The sequence below is a fragment of the Ferdinandcohnia salidurans genome (assembly GCF_042680725.1).
GTDB classification, from domain to species: domain Bacteria; phylum Bacillota; class Bacilli; order Bacillales; family Bacillaceae_L; genus Ferdinandcohnia; species Ferdinandcohnia salidurans.
The window spans coordinates 315,817-338,849 of sequence record NZ_JBHUEK010000004.1 but is presented as its reverse complement, the minus strand read 5'-3'; the positions used below and the strand labels follow the sequence as shown (position 1 = coordinate 338,849).

Sequence of the window (23,033 nt, the reverse complement as noted above, 5' to 3'; positions counted from 1 at the left end):
CAATACCCCCTTATTTCGAGAACTGTTTTAAAACAGTCATTAACTCGTCAATCGCTTCTTGGCCTTCCCCATTCTTAATTGAATCACTGACACAATGTTTCATATGGCGTTCTGTGATTGTAAACCCAGTTTGCTTTAATGCAGATTGGATGGCACTTATTTGTACTAAAATATCTACACAATAACGATCTTCTTCAACCATTTTCTGAATGCCGCGAACCTGACCTTCGATTCGTTTTAAACGGTTAACAATAGCTTGCTTTTCGTCTTTTGTTCTTGGTTGACTCGGGTGCTCATGTAAAAATTTATCCAAATCAATCACTTCCTTTACTTTATATCCTTACTATACCCCCCTATAGTATTCAAGTCAATAAAAAAGATTTATAAAAATTAGCAAATTAACTTTTTATTTACGTGAATAGACATAGTAGGTTTTAATTTTTGAAAAAAGCAGGTTAAGTAAGCCCATTATTAATATTGTCATGAATTTATCAATTTCGTTTTTTCTTTATAAGTAGAGTGTACGATACCCCCCTATTGTATGCAAATGTATATTTTGTGACTTTTTAAAAAGGTCATTCCTATCTTGTTCGGTAAATTCAACCCTTGAAATTTTCGTGATCCTACATATGATTTATTAGTAATATAGATAAGTTAGCAAAGGGAGAAACAATGAAGAATTTAGTAAAAACATTATTAGTATTAATTAGTATATCGATCCTATCCGCTTGTTCAGATACCGTTGATATAAAAGGAATCCAAGAACTAGCCGACAAGGTTGAGCAAGCTAACGAAATTGTCGGTTCAAAGGAATTAGATGAGTTGAGCGATGCAGTTGGTAATGCCGCTGAGTTCGCTGGAGAAATCAAAAATCTAACTGAAGTCCTTACGAAGCTACCCGCTGAAGTTAACAAAGACAAAGTTGTAACAGCTCATGTAGAATCTTGTTATGACGGAGATACTTGTAAGGCGATGGTTAATGGTAAAAAAGAATCGCTCAGATTTTTACTTGTAGATTCTAGCGAAATTAAAGGCGGACCAATGCCATACGCAGAAGAAGCGCGTGACTATTTAAATGATTTAGTGGAAGGAAAAGAAATTGTTCTTGAGTTAGGTAAAGGTGATAGTCGCGATAAATACGATCGCCTTCTCGTCTATGGGTTCTTGCCAACAGGAGAAAATATTCAAGAGACAATGTTAAAAGAAGGTCTTCATACAGTAAGATATATTTATGAAGACAAAAAGTATCTCGATGATTATATTGCCGCGATGGAGCAAGCGAAAAATGCAAAAATCGGCGTATGGTCCATTCCTGGATATGCAGGTTATGATCAGCCGTACAATTTAGACGCTGTAACACATTAAAGAAAATAAAGCAAAAAGCCTATCCTAAGACAACTATTATTTCGTATATTCTTTAGCAAAGATGATAAATCTACCATTAGAGGTGATTTAATGAACATACTTTGGGGGATATTTGGAATCTTGGTTGTACTTGGGATAGGCTTTTTAATATCACGTAACAGGCGTAGTATTAATCCTCGAACAATCCTGATTGGTTTACTAATCCAATTGAGTTTTGCTTTTATTGTTTTAAAATGGGAGACAGGAAGAGCCGCGCTTAAATGGATATCAATGAGAGTTCAAGATATTGTTAACTACGCTAATGAAGGAATTTCTTTTCTATTTGGATCGCTTTCAAATACAGATGAATTTGGTGTTATTTTTGCAATACACGTGTTAACGATTATTATCTTCTTTTCTTCTTTAATCTCAATCCTCTATTATCTTGGGATTATGCAATGGTTCATCAAGATCATCGGAGGGGCATTATCTAAGTTATTAGGAACTTCCATGACTGAATCTATGTCTGCAGCTGCAAATATCTTCGTTGGCCAGACAGAAGCACCTTTGGTCATTCGTCCTTACTTAGCAAAAATGACCAACTCGGAACTCTTTGCTGTTATGACAGGTGGACTTGCTTCAGTTGCAGGTTCTGTCCTTGTAGGGTATGCCCTCTTAGGTGTCCCCTTAGAATACCTTTTAGCTGCAAGTTTCATGGCTGCACCAGCAGGCCTGATATTAGCAAAGATTATTATGCCTGAGACCGAGCATTCCAACATAAAGGATTATGAAATGCAAAAAGATTCTGAATCTACTAACGTAATTGATGCTGCAGCCCGAGGGGCAAGTGATGGTTTACAACTAGCTTTGAATGTAGGGGCCATGTTACTCGCCTTTATTGCACTCATTGCGTTAATAAACGGGATTTTAAGTGGACTTGGGGGTATATTTGGTTATAATGCTTTGAGTCTTGAAAGCATCTTAGGAATCATTTTTTCACCGATTGCATTTGCCGTGGGTGTACCATGGGCAGAAGCAATCACAGCCGGAAGCTTTATAGGTCAGAAGCTTGTACTAAATGAATTTGTGGCTTATTCTTATTTCGCCCCTCAAATTCCGGAACTTTCTGAAAAAACAGTCATCGTTGTCAGTTTTGCATTATGCGGTTTTGCAAATTTAAGTTCGATGGCCATTCTGCTTGGTGGATTAGGTGGACTAGCACCCTCACGACGATCGGATATTGCAAAATTGGGATTACGATCAGTTGCTGCTGGAATGCTTGCTTCCTTACTAAGCGCTGCTATTGCAGGGATGTTTATATAAAATATTAGGAAAAGGATAAGGGGTTACCTTATCCTTTTTGCGTTAATCATATGTCTAAAATGCATCAAGTTTTACTTCATCTGCTATGATCAATTCAGCTTCAGTAGTTTCAACTATCTCTTGAACACTATAGCCTTTCGCTACCTCAACCAATTTTAAGCCATTCTCTGTGACATCCATAACGGCTTGATCTGTGATAATACGATCTACTACTTTTTGACCAGTAAGTGGTAGGCTGCATTTCTTCAATATTTTTGGCTGACCATGCTTATTCACATGCTCCATAATGACAATCGTCTTTTTGGCACCGTGAACTAAGTCCATGGCACCACCCATGCCTTTAATCATCTTGCCAGGAATCATCCAGTTGGCTAAATCTCCATTCTCAGCCACTTCCATTCCGCCCAAAATTGCAATATCAATATGTCCACCGCGAATCATCGCAAAAGATTCGGCACTGCTAAAAAAGCTAGCACCCTTCATCGCCGTGACTGTTTCTTTTCCTGCGTTGATAAGGTCAGGATCAACCCCTTCCTCTGAAGGATAAGGCCCAATTCCTAATAATCCGTTTTCTGATTGTAAAACCACATGTTTATTGTCCGCAATATAATTTGCCACCATTGTTGGCATACCAATTCCCAGATTCACATAATTGCCGTCCTGAATTTCCTGCTCAGCCCTTTGCGCAATCTTCACTCTCACGTAATTCGACATCGTTCTACCTCCCCTAATCTCTTACTGTTAAACGTTCAATTCGTTTTTCATGCTTACCTACAATAAGTCCTTGAACATAAATGCTCGGTGTGTGAATTTCGTTAGGATCGAGTTCGCCAACCTCTACGATCTCCTCTACCTCTGCAATCGTGTATTTCCCAGCTGCAGCCATGATTGGATTAAAGTTCTGTGCTGTTTGTCGATAGACTAGATTTCCTAATTTATCTGCTTTCCATGCTTTAACTAAACTAAAATCAGCGGTTAATCCTTCTTCTAATAAGTATTCTTTTCCATTAAACTCTCTTGTTTCGCGTCCCTCAGCAATTGGCGTACCAACTCCTGCTGGGGTATAAAATGCTGGAATCCCCGCACCACCAGCCCGAATTTTCTCTGCTAATGATCCTTGTGGCACTAGCTGAACCTCCAATTCGCCACTTAACACCTGTCTTTCAAACTCCTTGTTTTCCCCCACATAAGAGGAAATCATCTTTTTGATTTGTTTATTTTGCAAAAGGATTCCAAGTCCCCAATCATCTACTCCACAGTTATTCGAAATCACTGTTAAATCCTTTACATTCGCCTGCCGTAGGCCAATGATTAGATTTTCAGGAATTCCAACAAGGCCAAATCCACCTACCATTAAGGTCATCCCATCCTTGATAGCGCTTACAGCATCTTCAAAACTATTAAATATAGTTTTCATTTATTTACCCTCCTAAAATACGAAATTTGAGCTGCATCCTTTATTTCTTAATTTTCAATATCTTCTTAATAAAATTTTACAACAATCCAATTTATCCGTAAAATGAATAATAAGAATAAACTTTATTCCAAAACGAAATAAAAGGAGGCATCTATGGAGCTAAAAGATTTACGCTATTTTATGGAAGTTGTTGATTACGGTAGTTTTACAAAAGCAGCAGTTAACACCTACATTTCTCAACCAACCTTAAGTAAATCCATCAAAAAATTAGAAACAGATCTTAACGTTGAACTATTCGAACGCTCCACTCGAAAATTAGTATTGACTGATGCTGGTAAACTTGTCTATAAGCAAGCGACTAAAATTCTAGGTGCCACAAATGAACTTCATACCTTATTAGACGACCTTATTAATCTACCTACCGGAAATATTAAAATTGGGATCCCCCCCTTAATTGGGACACTCTTCTTTCCAACCATTGCGCAGAAATTTGGAAAGCAGCATTCGCAAGTGTCGTTAGAATTAATCGAACTTGGTGCTAAACGTATTGAACATTTGGTAGATGAGGGGCAAGTTGACGTGGGAATTGTAGTAAATCCAACTGACCACAGTAAATTTTTGGTTGACCCCTTTATCAAAGAAGAATTTATGCTTTTCACTCATCCCACACACCAATTAGCTAATGAGAATTCTGTAAAACTAGAACAACTAGAAAATGAATCTTTTATTCTTTTTAATCAAGAATTTGCTTTACATAATTTGATTATTCAACAATGTCAAAATGCTGGTTTCACTCCTAAAATTGCTTATGTGAGTTCACAATGGGACTTGATAACGGAACTTGTGATTGCGCAACTGGGGGTTACTCTTTTACCGAAATCCATATATTCAAAAATGGATGAAACTCAAATAAACAGGATTCCACTCAAATCACCACCAATGTGGGAGCTTGTTGTCATTACAAAAAAAGACAGGTACCAATCTTTCGCAGTAAGGGCTCTGCTCAAGTTTCTTGTTGATGAGTTTCATAATCATTAATTAGGCATCCTTTTAACCCAAACAAAAAAACCTACAAACATTTATATTTCAGTGTTTGTAGGTTTCTTTTTTTCACTACTTCGTTACCTCTGTCCCGAACGTTTCAGCCTTCAATAAAATAGCATCCTTCTTCACTTCATAAAGCCCATATGGTACCAAGCGTAATCCTGGAAGGAAGTCGCAGGTTAAGAACAATAAAGTATAAAGTATATCATGGAATGGGAATCCTCGTTCCTGCAAGGTTTGAAGCAACTCATCATGGTATTGGACTGCTTTATCGAATGACGGGCTCGTAGTCATCATACCTGTAAGTGGTAAAGGAATTTCAAGGATAATGTCATCACCATCTACGATGACAATACCCCCTCCAATTTCATGAGCCCTTGATGCTGCTTTTGCCATCGCTTGAGGGTTTCTTCCAACAACAAGTAATTCCGTTGTCGTATTGTACGTTGAAGCCATCCCATCAAGGGTAACAGCAAATCTTTCTAGGACTGCTCTACTGACCCAATTTCCTCTACGATCAATCAATGCTGAATACATTAGACCTTCATGACCTGAAAGATCCACAAAACCATTCACAGATGGAAGGATGGTATCCTTCCTAGTGGTAATGACATTACTTTTAAAATATGAAACAGGTAATGGTTCATTTTCATCTGGATGTGGATATTGATAGAGTTCTAGATTTTCAAGAACAGATTTCGGAAATTCAAATGCTTCTCTTACCACATATTTTGTCCAGTCTACTTCCGGCATCGGTGCCAATAATTGGCCATTTTCTGCAACAACCTCACCGCTCGCAACGACTAAGTCAGGGCGGAAGTCAACTAGGTCAGGAAGTAGGAGTATGTCTGCTTTTCTTCCCGGAGCAATGCCCCCAATGTAATCTTCCAGGCGAAGGTAGGTCGCTGCATTGATTGTCACCATTTGAATCGCATCCATCACTGGAACACCAAGTTCAACTGCTTGACGAACAAGTCCATCAACAAATCCTTCTCTTTCAATAAAGCCAGGATGAGGCCCATCTGTTGTCATCACAATTCTACTTGTATTAACCTTACTTTCCGTTATCATTTTAATCACTTCTTCTAAATCTGGCCGAAGCGAACTGTTTCGTAATGTCGTCCACATGCCTAATCGAAGACGGTCTAATGCCTCTTTCGCCGTGATTGCTTCATGGCATGCTGTCACACCTGACGCGACAATCGCATTTAATTTTTCATATGAACAACCAGACGTATGTCCGTCAGATACTTTTCCGATTTCTTTCACATATTCCATTGTTTCTAGTAAAAACGGATCGCCATTATAAAGGAGCGGCCAGCGTGTTACTTCAGCTGAACCTACCACTTCGTCCAATGCAAGTAACTCTTGAATATCTCGATGGTTATACCACTCACGTTCCCCCGGATAGTCCGCCTGTGAAACAAGTCTTACAAGCCAAAGGAAATTTCCTGGCAAGGATTTTAAGTCATAAACCATGTCCTTAAAGCCTTTCGCTCCCATATGTAAATAGAAAAATAGATTATCATTGACCGATGTGGTTGTACCAAGTGGCAACACCTTGCTTGTTATGCTAATAGGGTTATAGACGACCCATGGATGAGAATGTGCTTCAATGAACCCAGGAGCCACATACTTTCCTTCAGCATCAATGACCTTCGTATGTTCTCCAACCATCGCTTCACTTTCTCCAACATACGCGATACTATCCTTATATACAGCCACGTTTAGCTTTAAAAATTCACCAGAATACACATTAATGACTGTCCCGCCTTTTATATACAAATCAGCAGGTATATTCCCCTTTGCTATTTCCACTAGCTCACTTCTTTTTGCCCTAAGCTTCAAACTCCCCACTCCTCTACACAATATCAATTCCATTACGTTTTATCTACTATCGTCTATATAACATAATATTAATAAGAGTAGAGCGGAACTGTCAATCCTATTGCTCGAATTTATCAAAAATTTAGATTTTGAGACACAGGGACAGGTCCCTTGTCCCAAAACTAATACAAAAAGCAGCCGCATAGGACTGCTTTTTAACGTTCACCAACCATCGCTTATTTATCAAATCGTTTAATCGAAAAAGGACGAATATCAAACTTGGTTTTACGGTCTCCAGTTACTAATTCACTTAAAATTTCTCCTACTACACTACTAAATTTAAAGCCATGCCCTGAGAATCCACAAGCAATCGCTACATGATCATAACTTGGATGTTTATCAATAACGAAATCTTCATCTGATGTGTTCGTGTATGTACATACCTTCCCCATCTTGTGATGTTCAACCTTATGTAAAAAGTGTTCAGCAAAACGACTTACATCCTGTGTATCATCTTCATAAGTTCCAAATTCTTCAATAGGTTTCCCCATGTTTCTAGGATGACCCCCATCGTGTCGCCCAATTTTAACACCTGCTTCTTTTATACTAGGAAAACCATAGAACGTTTCTGTAGGTAATTCGAACGCGAAGGCTGGAAACATGTCAGAATGATAGATACCCTCATCTGTATCAAACCACGAAAAGGTTTTTCTTACTTCTTGTAACGGCAATTCTAATCCAATAAGTTTAAGAACTTTTCTAGCACCCGCTCCCGGAGTGACAATGAGTGACTCAGCTGTAAAACTGTCATCTTCTGTTTTTACCTCAACACGATTCTCAAATATGTTTATGGATGTAACAGGTGAACTAGGCTTAAGTACTGCTCCATGTTTTAACGCCTCTGTTTTATAAGCGCTAATGCAGTTCTCACTCATTAAAACACCTGAATCCAATTCATAACAGCCTATATACCCCTCAGGCACACTAAAACCATTCCATCTTTTATTAATTTCCGCAGCGGATAGCTGTTCCACTTTTAATGAGAATTTTTTCGCACTACTCATTACATTTTGAATAAATGGAGAATCGGGTAGACCAACATTAATAACCCCTGTATTTACAAAAATTTCTTGTTCTGACATCTCTTGAAGCTCATTCCATAACGTCTGTGCTCTAAGCGCCATCTCTACATAACTCTCCCCTTCTCCATAGGCATGGCGAATAATTCTTGTTTCCCCATGATGTGATCCTTCTGTATGAGGAGGATTATGAGAATCTATTAATAATACACGTTTCCCTTGCTTCGCTAAGTAGTAACCAGCTGCCATTCCCATCGACCCGGCACCAACTATAATAACTTCAAATTCCATATGATAGATACCCCCCACTCGTTTACTGCCTAAAATCCTTATTGTTGAAATCAGATACACATAGCTTTATTTCTCATTCAAATCCATCGCAGCCTTAATGAATTCATTAAAAACATCTGGCTGGATCTCTTCTATTTTTTTAAGCCTAATATGCCTCATCCCTTTGCCTGACCCTTGTAATAATTGATTTGTATCCTTTTCTTGTAGCTCAACACCCCTATGGAATCCAAGATTCACATGTTTTTTAGAGGCCTGTAGATAGCATACCAATCCATTGTAGGAGTAATTCGGCATCGACCACTTATATTCCTCAACCAAGTTTTGAGATGCATCTAGTATGATTTTTCTTAAGGCAGTTGTGATGTTCTGAATATCCTCTGGTAGATCCGAAATATATTGGTCTACCTCTTCAATTGTTCTTACCTGTCCCATCTTTGACACCTTCAATCATGTAATATTGTAATTAACAAATACAAGTCTTCCGCTTCAGACCGACTCTATTTTTCTCTTCTAATTTCTTAATATAATCAGACGCAAGAGGGACTTTACATGCTGTATTCCCCACATCCACATGTACCTTTCCGATATGTACTGCGACTTGCTTCGCTTCATCATTTAGTTCCGCTACATAGGTTCCGACAGACAAAACAAAGCTATTCATCACATAGCGAACCCGATTTCGCTCTTCATGAATCGTACTTTTCACTTGATTTAATAGCTTTCTTACTTCTTCGATATCTAGTTTTTCATCGGGTGTGATTGATAAATAGTTTGAGTATGTACTCCATCCACAAACCGCAATCATTTCTTCCTCAGAGTTCATCCATTCTCTTGCCAATTCGAGTGCAAACTCACTTTCAGCAGCCACTTGTGCAACTGTATATTCTGCAGCCATATACCAATATGCTTTAGTTGCCCAATCTTGCAACGTTTCCTTCGTAATTAGCTTTGGATTCACCGAGAGACCCGCTAAATACATAGCGTCATGATTACCAGAATTATATAATTTTAGCGCCAATTCATGGTCCTTCTTTACAAACTTGACAAGCTTTTTTAAATCCCCTATTTTAACTCCAAAATGCGGCTCTTTTACCCCATGATTCTTATAAATTTGCTTTATTTGCTCGGAACCTAATTCCTCAAGTTTTTCCATAATTTCTTCATACGTCACTTTGTTCATCCTTTCATTAAGTCCTAGAACTATCTTCCAAAATCGACAAATAGATGCCCTTGTCTATTAATTTAGTTTGTAACCCACTGTGAATCTTGTGAATTTTAATTTACTGCTTTATAGTTAAATTAAACCATAATTAGGAGGAAAAAAATGAAACTTGGTGCATTTTCTGTCAGTTTAAATGTAAAAGACATTCACAAATCAAAGGAATTTTACGAAAATCTAGGTTTTCAGACTTTAGGTGGGGACATCAATCAAAATTGGCTTATCTTGAAAAATGGAGATACTGTAATCGGTTTATTCCAAGGGATGTTTGATAAGAACATTCTCACCTTTAATCCTGGATGGGATCAAAACGCACAAAATCTCGATTCTTTTACAGACGTTCGTGATATCCAAAAGCAGCTAAAAGAAAAAGGAATGACAATGCTGACTGAAGCAGATGAATCAAGTGAAGGACCAGCTCATTTTGTCATAGAAGATCCCGACGGCAATCAAATTCTATTCGATCAGCATCGCTAAACACATACATATTACACTAATAAGCCTTTCACCCATTACTATTACTGGGCAAAAGGCTTTATTAATTGAGGGACTTGTTAAAATCTACTTTGCATTTTCATCAGGTTGATGAATCCCAAATATATTTCCTTCTGTGTCAATATAGTATCCCTGCCAAGCCATACCTGGAAGTGCATATTTAGGCAATGCAACCTTCCCACCACTAGCTATAATTTTCTGTTCAGTAGAATCATAATCAGCCACACCCATTGTACAGGCATAGCCATTCAAAGGCTGGTTTGCTCCAGGAGGAGGACCTTGTCTTTGCATCAGAGCACCATTAATACCAAGTTCATTAGCATCCCCTGTTACAGCCCCAAAATATGGCATCCCCGCATATTCCGTCCAATCTTCAAATTTCCAATCAAATACTTCACCATAAAACTTTTTTGCTCGATCCATGTCATCCACATGTACTTCAAAATGAACGATTCTTCCCATGTTATTCACCCACATTTTCATTATTTTCCCAACATTATGTACTTCTATCTAAGATGCAGTTACACCTTCATCATTATCGGAAAAAATAAAAAATGTTATTCAGGTTATTTCCGACTTATCTCTCTAAGTAGTTTTTTAATGCATCTAAATCTTTGGCGCTTGCTTTTTTAAAGACTCCTGCCATTAACTTACCAAAAAACTTTGCAAAACCCGTCAATCCCTTGATTTCTCCATGCAATGTAACGATTGTCTGATTTTCAGATGATTCAAGTAGGTATGTAAAAATATATTCTCCTTTTCCAGTTGTTCCTTTTGTTCCATCACAGCAGAGCACTATTTTAGTTGGTTCTTTAAGCTCAACCACTTCAAAATGTTCAGTAGCTTCGCTTCCAAACATTCTTCTTGTTTCCCTCCACTGACTTCCCTCACGCATTTGCCCCTCATCTATACGCTCTATTTTCACTAACCCTTGCATCCAATGTTGAGCTGCATCAAGATCCAGTAATCCTCTGTATGTAACTGGTCGAGGTACATGGATGGTTCTTATCACTTCAAAAGATATACCCAAGCGACTATCTCTCCTTATCGAGCTTTTTTAAAAGTATATCATTTGAGTTCCAATAATTGACACCGTTTTATTCAAAACATATAATTTTTAAAAAAGGATGATTAACATGAGTGCTGAACAGGAAATTACAACAACTTCCACCCTGAAGGAAAAAGCATTGTCCTTTCTAAATTTAATAGTATCTGGGAATGTTCGGGAAGCATACGAACGATACATCGGCCCTGATTTTTGTCACCACAATCCCTATTTTCGTGGCGATGCAGAAAGTCTCATGCTCGCTATGAAAGAAAATGCGGTCCAGAACCCTCAGAAAATTTTCGAGGTGAAACTTGCCATAGAAGAAGGAGATAAGGTTTCTGTCTACTCCCACATCAGGCAAAAACCTGACGATCCTGGTGCAGCAGTTGTACATATCTTTCGTTTCGAAAATGACAAGGTCGTTGAATTATGGGATATCGGACAACCTCTACCAGAAAACTCCCCAAATGAAAATGGTATGTTTTAAACAAAAATAGCAGTCCTTAAAGGACTGCTATTTTTAGTACACATACTGAATCACAAAATTACTTATAAACAATATCGCAATCATATAAAGTGCCGGATGGATTTCTTTTCCTTTCCCCATCAATAGCTTCATGACTGGGTACATAATAAAACCGATTGCCATTCCATCCGCGATGCTATACGTTAATGGAATTAACACGATAATTAAAAGTGCTGGAAAGCTCTCAGTAAAATCATCCATTGAAATGTTCACAATGTTTTGCAGCATCAGAACCCCGATTAAGATTAGAATTGGCGAAACCGCGCTTGCTGGAACTATTTTTATCACTGGAATAAATAAAATCGAAACTAAAAACATAACCCCTGTTACAATACTTGTTAGTCCTGTTCTTCCTCCAGCTGTAATTCCAGCAGCTGATTCCACTGAAGCAACCGTTGGGCTCGTTCCAAAAACTCCAGAAGATAATACAGAAACGGCTGTAGCCTGAAGTGATTTTTTACTACTCTCAGGACGTTTTAACATGTTCGTATGTCCATGTATTAATCCAATATTTTCAAATACTAGCACCATTGCAAGTGAAATTGAAGTTAGCCAAAAAATGATATTCCCTGCTTGGGCCCAAGATAATTGACCAAACACACCAAAGTATTCACTGAAATCTGGTGTGGATAAGGATATCCCCTCTACTTTTGATCCTCCAAACAAAATCGCTAACACCGATGTAATCAAAATACTTAATAATAGATTACCAGGTACATTTTTAACAAATAATAAGACCGTGATGATCAAACCAATAAAAGTTATAATCACTGTTGGGCTACTTAAATCACCGATAGCAAGCAGAGTGTGTTCTGAGCTCGTAATTATCCCTGCATTGTCAAACCCAATTAATATCAACAGAATACCGATCCCAATCGTAATTGCTTCTTTCAAGGAAGCCGGGATCGAGGAAGTAATTACTTTCGCTAATGGTGTAAAAGCAATAACCACAAAAATGAGTCCCGCTACAAATACCATAGCTAATGCTTCCTGCCATGTAAATCCGCCGGATTGCACAATGGTATAGGTAAACATCGCGTTAAGTCCCATTCCAGGAATGAGGAGAATTGGTGTATTACTCCATAACCCAATCACTACACATCCTATGAAACTAGTTAAAATGGTAGCAATGATTCCCGCTTCCATCGGAATTCCCGCCACAGCGAGGATTGTTGCATTGACAATAATAATGTAGACAACTGTTATATATGAAATGAATCCTGCAGAAAATTCCTTTCCAATTGTCGTACCATGCTGTTTTAATTTAAAAAACCGTTCCATTTTAATCACCTTCCTAACGTCCACTAAAAACGATATTCATCATAACATAGACTTCTACCATTCGGAAAATATATAATATATATAGAAACTATATATTTTTTATATAGAAGGAGAAATTTGATGGATATTAAGCAATTACGTTATTTTATTGCAATCGCTGAAGAAAAAAATATTACAGCAGCTGCCAATCGGCTTCATATGTCTCAACCACCTCTAAGCATGCTACTAAAGCAGATGGAAGAAGAACTTGGAGTTAAATTATTTGAGCGCAATGGCAAAAGTATGGCGTTAACGGATAAAGGTGAAGTTCTCTATCAACGTGCACTACATCTTGTGAACAGTGTTGAGGAAATTAAAAATGAAATCAAAGAAACAGAAGAAGGTACTAAGGGTGTGCTAGCATTGGGTTTAAACACGTTGTCTGTCTCTGGGTTTTCAGAGATGCTTCGCGCCTTCCACCAAAAATACCCACTCGTCTCGATAAAAGTTGTTCAAAACGACTCTTTTTATTTAGCAGAAATGGTCAAATCGCGCGCGATTGAAATGGCATTTGTACGACTACCGCTTGAACATCGTGGTTTTATATATGAACACCTTCTTAGTGAGCCCTTTGTTTTTGTGAGTAAGCAGAAAACGGATATGGTTTCGCTAGAAATGATCTCAAAATTGCCACTCATTATTCCAAGTACTGAAGGTTTGGGGAGTTATAATATCATTCATGAAGCCTTCTCAAAACAAAAACTTCAATTTACGAGTATTGCGGAGTGCTCAGATATGCATGTATTAATGGAAATGGTGAAAGGAGGAATGGGTGCAACGATCGTGCCAAAATCCGTATTGGATGTGTACGGCGACAACACTCTTTACTCCGCACCGATTAAAGATGCTAACCTGATTTCTTCCTTAGGAGTCATCTGGCTTGAGCACCACTATGTCTCAACTCCTGCTAAAAATTTCATTGAGTTGGTTAAAGAGGAATTATCTTAATAATTACACCAGGATCAGGAAGATTAACCATTATTCATACCCTCAGGCGTTTGCATAGCTTCTAGTGAGGGTACGATTAGGCGTTATTCGTACCCTCAGGCATTTACATAAGTTCCAGTGAGGGTACGATTCGCTCTTATTCGTACCCTCAGATGTTTGCATAACTTCCAATGAGGGCACGATTAGCCATTATTCGTACCCTCAGGTGTTTGCATAACTTCCAGTGAGGGTACGATTCGCTCTTATTCGTACCATCAGGCGTTTGCATAACTTCCAGTGAGGGTACGATAAAGCTTAATTCCGAGGAAAGACTTTATCATATATGCTAAATACTTTTCTAGCACACTAGCATGTTTCGCTATACCTGTCTCACAGATTATCATCTTTCTCCACCTAGCTTGTACCTCTAAACCTCTCTTGCGGTACACGCTCAACTCTTTTTCAACCTAGCTTGTACCGCGAAACCCTTCTTACGGCACACGCTCATAACTTTTTCAACCCAGCATATACCGCTAAGCCCGTTTTGCAGTACTCCCTCAAATCCTCCATCCAACCACGAACCCAAGTGGGACAAGTGACCTGTCCCCCTGACCCACATCCGGCAAAATCAAACCATAAAAAAAACAGCCCTACATCAGTAGGACTGTTTTTGAAATCTTATTTATAGGTTAGATTATAATTTAACTACGTTAGATGCTTGAGGTCCACGGTTACCTTCAACGATTTCGAAAGAAACTTCTTGACCTTCTTCTAAAGTTTTGAAACCATCGCCTTGGATTGCTGAGAAGTGTACGAAAACATCGTCTCCACCTTGTACTTCGATGAATCCGAATCCTTTTTCGCTGTTAAACCATTTTACTTTACCATTTTGCATGAAATATGCCTCCTAAAATGAACACACAAACCATTTGTGCATTGAAAAATTAACCATTGTACACTTACATAAATCTAAAACAAATTGACATATAACTTCAGAAGAATATCCTGATTCTAAAATGAAATTATCGTTCTTTCTTTCTTTAAACTTATATAACGCAACAAAATGGTCTATTTCATCATATCATCGCAGATTACCAGAGTCAACCAGCAAATATGAAAATAGTCATTTTCTCACATATGCTGTATAGACATGCATTCTCTCGATTTAGTTAAAGAGTTTCGCGTACTCCCCATAGCCTTCTTTTTCAAGATCTTCCTTCGCAATGAAACGAAGTGCTGCGGAGTTTATACAATAACGCATACGAGTTGGACCTGGTCCATCATAGAATAAATGGCCAAGATGGGAATCAGCTGTATTGCTTCTAACTTCAGTACGGATCATACCATGTGATGTATCAAGCTCCTCAACGATTTCTTTCGCATCAATCGCCTTTGTAAAGCTTGGCCAGCCGCAACCTGCATCATATTGATCCAATGAACTGAACAATGGCTTACCAGACACAATATCAACATAAATGCCTTCTTTTGTGTTATTCCAGAATTCATTTCGAAACGGCGGCTCTGTCCCTTGTTCCTGTGTCACGTAATGCTGCATATCGGTCAGACTTTTCTTAGCTTCTTCAAATTCCTTCGCAGACCAATGGGTTCTAATAAATTTGTCCCTGCCCGAACCTTTGCGATATCGATTATAGTGCTCAGGCTTCTTTTTATAATAATCCTGATGATATTCTTCTGCTCTGTAGAATTCCTTTGCAGGAAGAATTGGTGTCACGATTGGTTTTGTGAAAATTCCACTATCAGCAAGTTTTTGTTTTGATGCTTCTGCAATCATTTTCTGTTCGTCCGTATGGTAAAAAATTGCTGTGCGGTAGGAATCACCCCGATCAAAAAATTGACCACCTGCATCTGTTGGATCAATTTGCTGCCAAAAGAGCTCGACTATTTTCTCATAAGGAAAAATGTCTGGGTTAAATGTAATTTGAACGGCCTCATAATGTCCTGTCGTATCCGAACAAACCTCTTCATAGGTAGGATTTTCTTTCGTTCCACCTGTATAGCCTGAGACAACTTCAATGATTCCTGGCTGTGTATCAAATGGCTTAACCATACACCAGAAGCAGCCACCGGCAAATGTTGCTTTTTCCACTTTTTCATGTGTATTTTCCATGTACCCTCTTCCTTTCTCCTTTTGCTTTATTTCATTATATCATTTCTACCGTCTGTTCAAAAAAATACGCTCATAGTATTTCCTTAATTGGAAACAGTAAAAAATAGGAGGTGTAAGAATGAGTAGTCCTTATTTATGTCCTAATTGTAAAACCAATCGTTCAAGATTCAATATTATTGAACAAGTACCTAAATCCATTAAAATGGATCCACAAAGTGGTGAAGTAATGGAAGAATACACAGAAAACCTGGACCCCTTCCATGTCCCATACCGTGGACCAGAAATCAGGGTACAATGTGGAGTCTGTGGCCTGATCGAAGACGAACAATCCTTTATTAAAAGAGCCGAAAATTACAAAGGGTAAAAAAACATCAAACGGGACCACGGGGACGGTTCTAGTGGTTCTCCATTTATGTCCAAACAAAAAGGGACTGCTCTCAAACTCCGGTATCTACCGGACCAAGAGAACCGTCCCTATGGTTCAATGAATTAGTAGCCTTCTTGTTTGACATTAAAGAACCTTTTGATGATGGAGATTCGAAGTTCAATTAACGGCTGAGTAATCGCTCGAATTGTTTTCGTTGATAACAACAATGTTAAGATGAGTGAGGCGATTACTAATATTGCAATATTTCCGGTATCGTTGATTACGTCAAGCCAATCGCTACTTCTGAAATATTTAATGACAAAGCCATGCAACAAATAAACATATAATGTATGTGTGCCCCAGCTTGTGAAGAAAAATTGTTTTTTCGGTAAAAGTGAGAAAAAGGCAACCGTCATAACAATTGAAACCAAGTAGACTGCTAATCGAATGAGTCCGCCAAGATTCTCCTGAGATAACGTTTCGTACGACTTCGAGCCAAGCAACCAACCGGTGTTGAAATCTGGCACGAAATAATAGCCGATTAAAATAGCTAAAAGCACAATTCCTGATCCCACTTGCACTGCCGGGCTTTTCAAAGCTGTGAAATGCTCTCTTTTACAATAAAAACCCAATAAAAATAATGGGAAAAAGACGAATGTCCTTGATAAACTTAGGTAATTTTCCACAAAAGGAATATAGCCTACACCTATCCCCACTAAAACTGCGATAGCCACCGACCATTTCATCGGTAGTTTCGTGTACCCATACAGCATCACATTCCAGCAAAATAAACTAATTAAAAACCAAAGCGACCACTGTGGATTAAATGGCTCAAATAATAGTGATTGACCATTATATAGGTAGTAATAATAGATCGTATAGATTAGCTGAAAAATCAAATAGGGAATCAACAGTTTTTTTGCCGTCTTTTTAATATATCCTTCCTTCTTAAATCCCTTTGCAAAATACCCCGAAACTAATATAAAAGCAGGCATATGAAATGAATATACGAAGTGATAAATTGTCATGATGATTTTATGATCATCAATAAAGGGCTGAATAAAATGCCCAAAGACAACAAGGAATATTAGGATGAACTTTGCGTTATCAAAATAATACTCTCGCTTACTTGCCATCATAAAACCTCCAAACTATTGTTATCGTATTATAGCATCGTAAGGAGGGTGTTTATGCAAATGTCTTTGATTTGTAAATGTCTTTTTACTATTAATGGCCAGTTTGTAATTATACTGAAAAATCTTAATCAAAATGAAACAAACCTTCTGGGCCTTTTTTCATGTGAAAAATATCATCCTCTCGTTTATTTACAGGCTCTATAATAAAGTTGAGGTGATCGTAGATATGTTTTTCGCGTCTAAAAAAAATAATGAAGTGCTACATAAACTCATGGAGTACACAAATCAACAGGTAGTTATGAATTGGTATGAGGATGAACAATTAATTGAACGTAATGGGTTCTTTTTTTCTTACTTACAAGTCGAGGATAATACTCTCCATTTCATAAAAGACAATGAAGTGAAACAAACGATATCATTAAAAAACTATCAAACAATTGAGATCCTCCGCGATTTTCGTGACTTTTTTCAATTAACAAATGGAGCACACATCTTACAAATTTATTTTCCTCACTAAAAAATACTCAGGGGCTCTGGGTATTTTTTTAGCTATAAAATTATTTCACAAACCGAAAGTTTCGTTAATGAAAATATTCTACAGTTGTGGTACTATAAATCTATTAAAAAAACAAGTTATTTTTAGGAGATGGAAAAAATCATGCCGAATTGGCAACGAAATTTGTGGGTTCTTTGGATTGGTGTCTTTTTTACCGCTTCAGGGTTTTCAATGGTTATCCCGTTTTTACCTATCTTTTTATTAGAAATCGGGGTACACGACCACACTGAATTATGGTCAGGACTAATCTATGGGGCTGCCTTTTTTGCAGGTGCATTTGCGACACCGTTTTGGGGAAGAGTTGCCGACAAATACGGACGTAAACCAATGATTGTAAGGGCTGGCTTTGCCCTTTTTCTCGTTTATACGTTAATGGCATTTGTTACAAATCCTTATCAAATCTTAGGCCTACGTATCATGCAAGGTTTATTAAGTGGATTTATCCCAGGCTCGATTGCACTCGTCGGGACAAACACTCCAACAAAAAATGTTGGGTATGCGCTCTCCATGATTTCATCTGCGGCTGCAACCGGGATGATTATAGGGCCTCTCTTAGGTGGCGGTTTAGCTGAACTCTGGGGTAATCGCTGGGCCTTTGCAAGCGCGGGAATCATTGTCTTATTGGCAACCATGTTAATTATCTTTTTCGTAAAAGAAGAGAACTTCAAAGCGAACAAAGAAAAAGGTTCCGTTATCAAGGATTTTAAAATCGCAATTGACAATCGTCCATTCTTCCTTGTATTGATTCTGACCTTGATGGTCAGTTGCTCTACAATGATTATTGACCCGATTCTTCCACTATACATTGCTGATATCGCAAGTCACTCAAGTTATACAACATTACTAACCGGTTTTATAATCGCATTACCTGGTCTTGCGAGTGCATTATTTGCACCTGTGTGGGGAAAATGGGCGGATAAAGTAGGTTTCAATAGAATATTATTTATTGGGCTACTAGGAGCTGGAATTGGCACATTAGCTCAGATTGTCTTTACTCAAATTTGGGGCTTCTCAATTATTCGTTTCATCTATGGAGTCTTCTTCTGTGCGATCTTCCCTGCTTTAAATGGGCTTATTGTCAAAGTTACACCAGACGATTTCCGCGGCCGAGCGTTCAGCCTAAGTCAAACTGCAAATCAAATTGGAGGTATGATTGGCCCGCTTATCGGAGGGGTTTTAGGTGGTCTATTTCCTACACAAATGCTTTTTACAGTGACAGGAATTTTGCTCTTAATTGCACTGGCTACAGCTTACTTAAATGGCGATCAACGGAAAAGTGTCTTGAAACGAGGGGTACTGGCTAAGAAATAAAATAGATTTATATAGACAAACGCTCAGAAGTCTCTGAGCGTTTCTTTTACCTTTATTGCTCGTGTAGCAACAAATGTTTTAATATACTTATCTAATATTCTTTTTCCACCAAAATCATCTTCATAAAAACCTGAAATAACAAACCCAGCATCAATTTGCCCTTGAATTTGCTCTTCCAACGTGTGGGCGAATTCGATTGTTTGATTTGAATTGATATAATCTTGTACATCATCCTTAGGTAAATAATCCAGGGTTGAAGATGGTATAGGATGCTTTACATCTAAAATCCCTTTATTTTCTTGATTTTCATCAAAAATCCAGAGTAAAGGATTCGTAAACCCAGCAATCAAAATACCATTGTTTTTTAAAACTCTAGATGCTTCATTCCAGACAGGGCGTACATCTTTAACAAATAAATTAGAAACAGGGTGAACGATTAAATCAAAGTATTCATCTTCAAATTCACTAAGGTCAGACATGTCACCTTGTACTGTTTTTAACGTTAATCCTTCACGTTTTGCTACCTTTTCATCTTGTTCTAATTGTTTTTTAGACAGATCAAAAACGGTTACATCTGCTCCAGCTGCGGCTAAGACTGGGCCTTGTTGTCCCCCACCTGAAGCTAAGCAAAGAATTTTCAAACCATCTAACGATTTCGGAAACCAGTGTCTAGGGACTGATTTTTCAGTTGTAACAATGATTTCCCACTCGCCCGTTTTACTCTTTTTGATGACTTCACTATCCACAGATTGAGTATATCTAGAACCCTCTTCTACTTTCTTATCCCAAGCATGTTTGTTATGCCGAGTAATGTCCATTGTAATTCCTCCTTCCCTCCAACAAATATGAAGTAAAAAGTGCTTACTCCTACGAAAAAATCAAACTAGGAATAAGCACTACAATAAATTTATCTCACTAAGCAAATACTTGGCTTGCCTTCAATAATTTTTCTCTTGCCTCTATATATTCCTGATGGAGTTTATCAACAAATTTTCCTGCACTTGTCACTTCATTAATCACTCCGATGCCTTGTCCGCTTCCCCAAATATCCTTCCAAGCCTTTGATTTACCATCACCACCAAAATTCATTGTTGATGGATCACTTTCAGGAAGATTTTCAGGATCTAAGCCTGCTGCACGAATGGATGGTGCTAGATAGTTTCCATGAACTCCCGTAAATAAATTACTGTACACAACGTCATCCGAATTACAATCAACGATGGCTTGCTTATAGTCTTCTGCTGCTCGTGCCTCATGTGTTGCAATAAATGGTGAACCGATATAGGCAAAATCTGCTCCCATAGCTTGAACCGCTAATATGGATTTCCCAGTGGCAATGGATCCTGCTAAAGCTAATGGACCATCAAACCACTCTCGTATTTCCTGAACTAAAGCAAATGGACTCTTGCTTCCTGCATGCCCGCCAGCACCTGAAGCGACGGCAATTAGGCCATCTGCCCCCTTATCAATTGCCTTATGGGCAAACTTATTATTGATGATGTCATGTAAAACAACTCCCCCATAGCTGTGAGCTGCTACATTCACCTCTTCACGGGCCCCTAAAGAAGTGATTATAATTGGAACCTTGTATTTCACACATAGCTCCATGTCCTGTTCAAGCCGATTGTTTGACCTATGTACGATTTGATTAATAGCAAATGGAGCTGCCGGGCGGTCAGGATTTTTCGCATTGTAATCAGCTAGTGTCTCAGTTATCTCTGCCAACCATTCATCCAGTTGTGAGGCTGGTCTAGCGTTAAGTGCAGGCATCGACCCTACAATCCCTGCCTTACACTGTTCAATCACAAGCTTCGGATTACTAATGATGAACATTGGTGAACCGATAACAGGTATCCTTAAGGATTTCAGGATAGATGGAATATTCGACATATTTACTTCCTCCAATTTCAAAACATATTTACTTGCATTGAAAATAAATCATTCTGAATAAGAGAAGGACAGGCTGTCTGTATTTAAATTTTGGAAATCGCTTTCAATCATCCTTCTATTTAGTAATACTATATTGATAGGGTTATAGTCAAATAATTCTCTAAAAATTTAAAATATCCTTTTCACACTAACCAATACCTTCGTTTTGGAATAATTTATCCTAAAAGGGATTTGATATGTTGAAGGTGAAAAAATGGATCTCAATTTAAAATTTTATATCCGGCAAGATGCGTTTATTTTAATACCTGTTCTTTATTTCATTGGGCTTATCCTTAAAGATACTCCTTTCATTCCACAGTGGACCCACAGGTGGATTCAATTAGGCTTCGCCACCATCGCCTGTCTACTTTACTATGGCTTCATTATTCAATCCGTTGTGCAAGCTATCCTTGTCACAGGCGCTACTATGATCTCTGAAGACCTCATCAAAAACACACTCCACGGGATCTCCTCTGTTAAGGATAAAAAGGATGAGTAATTAGCCAACCAAGGGGACTTTTTTGGGTCCCCAAAGGACGATTTCCCTTGACATCTTCCTATTTTATCCAAAACCTATGCCTTATTTAGTCTTTATGCTATAACTTTTTCCAGTTCCATCCAATACTCATACCATATTTCATCTTTACGCTATAGCTTCTTTCATTTTTATCCAAAACCTATACCTTATTTAGTCTTTATGCTACAACTTTTTCCAGATTCATCCAATACTCAAACCATATTTCATCTTTATGACACGACCTCTTCCAGTTTCATCCAAAACACACATCTTATCCGCCCATTATACTATAACTTTTTCCTGTTTTATCCATAACCCTTTCCATAAACACGTTCTCCATTCTACATAAAAAAGCGCTGATCCATGACCAACGCTCCATAACTATTTTACTTCACATAATGCTTTTTGAAATCCGGGTGGATTGAAAATTTATGACGTAGGTCAATCAGGTTTTTGCCGAAGCTTTCTTCTAGAATATCACGATGCTTGTTTAACAGCTCCATCAAATATAAATCATGAATGATGACCTCCGTTATTGGCATGACTAGTCCAACATGCATCGTCCACGCTGCGCGACTATCTTTACCTAGAGACACGATTCCAGCTACGACTTCTGAATCATCACCACTGTATACGAGCCATCTACCCCCATATTCGTCCGTAATATCAAGGCTCATATCATATAAGTACACATTGGCAAAATCAGATTCAACCTCCCCGTATGCAATAATCGTTACATTTACACCCCTTTGGGCAGCTGTTCTTAAATCATCTGCTAATAACTCATACTCCTCTTTCCACACTTCTAACAAAATTCGTTTGTTAGCCGATTCGATACATGTCCGCACTTTATCCAGAATTTCTGTATCCCCTGTGATATTCCAAATATTTTCACGGTCATGAACCGAGCGCTCAAAGTTTTCGAAAAACTTCTCTGCCCTATCAAAATTTTCCTCTGCCTTCGTACGTCGGTGTCGAATCAGTTCCTTCGCAGGTACCGGTGTGTATTGCGGAGTATTACCTGGACTAACCAATATATCCCCACGCATAACTAGATTGTCCAATACCTCATAAATTTTCGAACGAGGTACACCAGAATTTTTTGCAACCGCATAGCCTGTTAATGGTGATTCTTCCAATAAGCTCAAATATGCCTTCGCCTCATACTCGGTAAAATGCAAATTTTTTAATGTATCAAAAATATTATTCAATTTCGTTCCTCCAAAATA

The 23,033-nt window shown here is 38.2% G+C and carries 26 protein-coding genes; 10 read left to right on the top strand and 16 right to left on the bottom strand.

Features of this window, described 5'->3' with window-relative positions; all coding sequences use genetic code 11:
• Window positions 1-10: 10 nt before the first annotated feature.
• On the bottom strand, window positions 11-313 hold the full coding sequence (locus tag ACFSFW_RS02195) for a metal-sensing transcriptional repressor (RefSeq protein ID WP_099351538.1): 303 nt from the start codon (window positions 311-313) through the stop codon (window positions 11-13).
• A gap of 359 nt (window positions 314-672) precedes the next feature.
• Between ACFSFW_RS02195 and ACFSFW_RS02190 the strand changes: the two genes are divergently transcribed.
• Together ACFSFW_RS02190 and ACFSFW_RS02185 are read left to right on the top strand one after the other, a co-directional pair.
• Window positions 673-1,365 (top strand): thermonuclease family protein, encoded by a 693-nt coding sequence (locus ACFSFW_RS02190; protein ID WP_388034813.1) that lies wholly within the window; start codon window positions 673-675, stop codon window positions 1,363-1,365.
• Window positions 1,366-1,455: 90 nt separating this feature from the next.
• A complete protein-coding gene (locus ACFSFW_RS02185; RefSeq protein WP_304219797.1) occupies window positions 1,456-2,667 on the top strand; it encodes a NupC/NupG family nucleoside CNT transporter in 1,212 nt (403 codons plus the stop codon).
• Between the two features lie 54 nt (window positions 2,668-2,721).
• On the opposite strand, the gene ACFSFW_RS02180 is transcribed toward ACFSFW_RS02185, so the two are convergent.
• Both ACFSFW_RS02180 and ACFSFW_RS02175 read right to left on the bottom strand, forming a co-directional pair.
• Window positions 2,722-3,381 (bottom strand): CoA transferase subunit B, encoded by a 660-nt coding sequence (locus ACFSFW_RS02180; protein ID WP_304219799.1) that lies wholly within the window; start codon window positions 3,379-3,381, stop codon window positions 2,722-2,724.
• 13 nt (window positions 3,382-3,394) lie between these two features.
• A complete protein-coding gene (locus ACFSFW_RS02175) occupies window positions 3,395-4,084 on the bottom strand; it encodes a CoA transferase subunit A (protein ID WP_388034808.1) in 690 nt (229 codons plus the stop codon).
• 153 nt (window positions 4,085-4,237) lie between these two features.
• On the opposite strand from ACFSFW_RS02175, the gene ACFSFW_RS02170 reads away from it, so the two are divergent.
• On the top strand, window positions 4,238-5,122 hold the full coding sequence (locus ACFSFW_RS02170; protein WP_388034805.1) for a LysR family transcriptional regulator: 885 nt from the start codon (window positions 4,238-4,240) through the stop codon (window positions 5,120-5,122).
• Window positions 5,123-5,197: 75 nt separating this feature from the next.
• Here the strand turns inward: ACFSFW_RS02170 and ACFSFW_RS02165 are convergent, their stop codons facing one another.
• The 4 genes from ACFSFW_RS02165 to ACFSFW_RS02150 all read right to left on the bottom strand — a co-directional run bounded on the left by ACFSFW_RS02165 (window position 5,198) and on the right by ACFSFW_RS02150 (window position 9,496).
• The gene (locus tag ACFSFW_RS02165) at window positions 5,198-7,009 is read right to left on the bottom strand and encodes an adenine deaminase C-terminal domain-containing protein (RefSeq protein ID WP_388034802.1); all 1,812 of its coding nucleotides are present in this window, start codon (window positions 7,007-7,009) and stop codon (window positions 5,198-5,200) included.
• A 182-nt stretch (window positions 7,010-7,191) separates the two neighbouring features.
• Window positions 7,192-8,325, bottom strand: a complete 1,134-nt coding sequence (gene solA / locus ACFSFW_RS02160; protein ID WP_388034799.1) for an N-methyl-L-tryptophan oxidase — start codon at window positions 8,323-8,325, stop codon at window positions 7,192-7,194.
• A gap of 66 nt (window positions 8,326-8,391) precedes the next feature.
• Entirely contained in the window at window positions 8,392-8,757 is a 366-nt protein-coding gene (locus tag ACFSFW_RS02155) for a DUF1801 domain-containing protein (protein WP_388034797.1), read from the bottom strand.
• Window positions 8,758-8,788: 31 nt separating this feature from the next.
• Window positions 8,789-9,496: a DNA alkylation repair protein gene (locus tag ACFSFW_RS02150; RefSeq protein ID WP_388034794.1), complete on the bottom strand. Its 708-nt coding sequence runs from the start codon at window positions 9,494-9,496 to the stop codon at window positions 8,789-8,791.
• A gap of 153 nt (window positions 9,497-9,649) precedes the next feature.
• On the opposite strand from ACFSFW_RS02150, the gene ACFSFW_RS02145 reads away from it, so the two are divergent.
• The gene (locus tag ACFSFW_RS02145) at window positions 9,650-10,021 is read left to right on the top strand and encodes a VOC family protein (protein ID WP_388034792.1); all 372 of its coding nucleotides are present in this window, start codon (window positions 9,650-9,652) and stop codon (window positions 10,019-10,021) included.
• Window positions 10,022-10,105: 84 nt separating this feature from the next.
• Here the strand turns inward: ACFSFW_RS02145 and ACFSFW_RS02140 are convergent, their stop codons facing one another.
• Both ACFSFW_RS02140 and ACFSFW_RS02135 read right to left on the bottom strand, forming a co-directional pair.
• Entirely contained in the window at window positions 10,106-10,501 is a 396-nt protein-coding gene (locus tag ACFSFW_RS02140; protein ID WP_388034789.1) for a VOC family protein, read from the bottom strand.
• A gap of 115 nt (window positions 10,502-10,616) precedes the next feature.
• A complete protein-coding gene (locus ACFSFW_RS02135; RefSeq protein ID WP_388034786.1) occupies window positions 10,617-11,069 on the bottom strand; it encodes an SRPBCC family protein in 453 nt (150 codons plus the stop codon).
• A gap of 106 nt (window positions 11,070-11,175) precedes the next feature.
• Between ACFSFW_RS02135 and ACFSFW_RS02130 the strand changes: the two genes are divergently transcribed.
• Window positions 11,176-11,574: a nuclear transport factor 2 family protein gene (locus tag ACFSFW_RS02130; RefSeq protein WP_388034783.1), complete on the top strand. Its 399-nt coding sequence runs from the start codon at window positions 11,176-11,178 to the stop codon at window positions 11,572-11,574.
• Window positions 11,575-11,607: 33 nt separating this feature from the next.
• Here the strand turns inward: ACFSFW_RS02130 and ACFSFW_RS02125 are convergent, their stop codons facing one another.
• Window positions 11,608-12,894: an NCS2 family permease gene (locus tag ACFSFW_RS02125; protein WP_304219809.1), complete on the bottom strand. Its 1,287-nt coding sequence runs from the start codon at window positions 12,892-12,894 to the stop codon at window positions 11,608-11,610.
• A 120-nt stretch (window positions 12,895-13,014) separates the two neighbouring features.
• Between ACFSFW_RS02125 and ACFSFW_RS02120 the strand changes: the two genes are divergently transcribed.
• Window positions 13,015-13,881 (top strand): LysR family transcriptional regulator, encoded by an 867-nt coding sequence (locus ACFSFW_RS02120; protein ID WP_304219810.1) that lies wholly within the window; start codon window positions 13,015-13,017, stop codon window positions 13,879-13,881.
• Between the two features lie 673 nt (window positions 13,882-14,554).
• Here the strand turns inward: ACFSFW_RS02120 and cspD are convergent.
• Both cspD and msrA read right to left on the bottom strand, forming a co-directional pair.
• Complete coding sequence (gene cspD, locus ACFSFW_RS02115) at window positions 14,555-14,755, bottom strand: cold-shock protein CspD (RefSeq protein WP_077618477.1); 201 nt, start codon at window positions 14,753-14,755, stop codon at window positions 14,555-14,557.
• Between the two features lie 270 nt (window positions 14,756-15,025).
• Window positions 15,026-15,988, bottom strand: a complete 963-nt coding sequence (gene msrA, locus ACFSFW_RS02110; RefSeq protein ID WP_388034778.1) for a peptide-methionine (S)-S-oxide reductase MsrA — start codon at window positions 15,986-15,988, stop codon at window positions 15,026-15,028.
• Window positions 15,989-16,106: 118 nt separating this feature from the next.
• Here msrA and ACFSFW_RS02105 point away from each other — a divergent pair, with 118 nt between their 5' ends.
• On the top strand, window positions 16,107-16,352 hold the full coding sequence (locus ACFSFW_RS02105; RefSeq protein ID WP_304219812.1) for a DNA alkylation repair protein: 246 nt from the start codon (window positions 16,107-16,109) through the stop codon (window positions 16,350-16,352).
• Between the two features lie 125 nt (window positions 16,353-16,477).
• Here the strand turns inward: ACFSFW_RS02105 and ACFSFW_RS02100 are convergent, their stop codons facing one another.
• On the bottom strand, window positions 16,478-17,491 hold the full coding sequence (locus ACFSFW_RS02100; RefSeq protein WP_388034775.1) for an acyltransferase family protein: 1,014 nt from the start codon (window positions 17,489-17,491) through the stop codon (window positions 16,478-16,480).
• Between the two features lie 226 nt (window positions 17,492-17,717).
• Here ACFSFW_RS02100 and ACFSFW_RS02095 point away from each other — a divergent pair, with 226 nt between their 5' ends.
• Window positions 17,718-18,008 carry a hypothetical protein gene (locus ACFSFW_RS02095; protein WP_388034773.1) on the top strand — a complete coding sequence of 97 codons (291 nt, stop codon included), beginning with the start codon at window positions 17,718-17,720 and terminating at the stop codon, window positions 18,006-18,008.
• A gap of 141 nt (window positions 18,009-18,149) precedes the next feature.
• Complete coding sequence (locus ACFSFW_RS02090; protein ID WP_388034770.1) at window positions 18,150-19,358, top strand: MFS transporter; 1,209 nt, start codon at window positions 18,150-18,152, stop codon at window positions 19,356-19,358.
• Between the two features lie 23 nt (window positions 19,359-19,381).
• On the opposite strand, the gene ACFSFW_RS02085 is transcribed toward ACFSFW_RS02090, so the two are convergent.
• Both ACFSFW_RS02085 and ACFSFW_RS02080 read right to left on the bottom strand, forming a co-directional pair.
• Window positions 19,382-20,176, bottom strand: coding sequence for a class I SAM-dependent methyltransferase (locus ACFSFW_RS02085; RefSeq protein WP_304219816.1), 795 nt, complete (start codon window positions 20,174-20,176; stop codon window positions 19,382-19,384).
• A gap of 97 nt (window positions 20,177-20,273) precedes the next feature.
• Window positions 20,274-21,248 carry an NAD(P)H-dependent flavin oxidoreductase gene (locus ACFSFW_RS02080; protein ID WP_388034766.1) on the bottom strand — a complete coding sequence of 325 codons (975 nt, stop codon included), beginning with the start codon at window positions 21,246-21,248 and terminating at the stop codon, window positions 20,274-20,276.
• Window positions 21,249-21,501: 253 nt separating this feature from the next.
• Between ACFSFW_RS02080 and ACFSFW_RS02075 the strand changes: the two genes are divergently transcribed.
• The gene (locus tag ACFSFW_RS02075) at window positions 21,502-21,786 is read left to right on the top strand and encodes a phage holin family protein (protein WP_304219818.1); all 285 of its coding nucleotides are present in this window, start codon (window positions 21,502-21,504) and stop codon (window positions 21,784-21,786) included.
• Between the two features lie 404 nt (window positions 21,787-22,190).
• On the opposite strand, the gene ACFSFW_RS02070 is transcribed toward ACFSFW_RS02075, so the two are convergent.
• Complete coding sequence (locus tag ACFSFW_RS02070; RefSeq protein ID WP_388034763.1) at window positions 22,191-23,015, bottom strand: TrmB family transcriptional regulator; 825 nt, start codon at window positions 23,013-23,015, stop codon at window positions 22,191-22,193.
• Window positions 23,016-23,033: the final 18 nt, after the last annotated feature.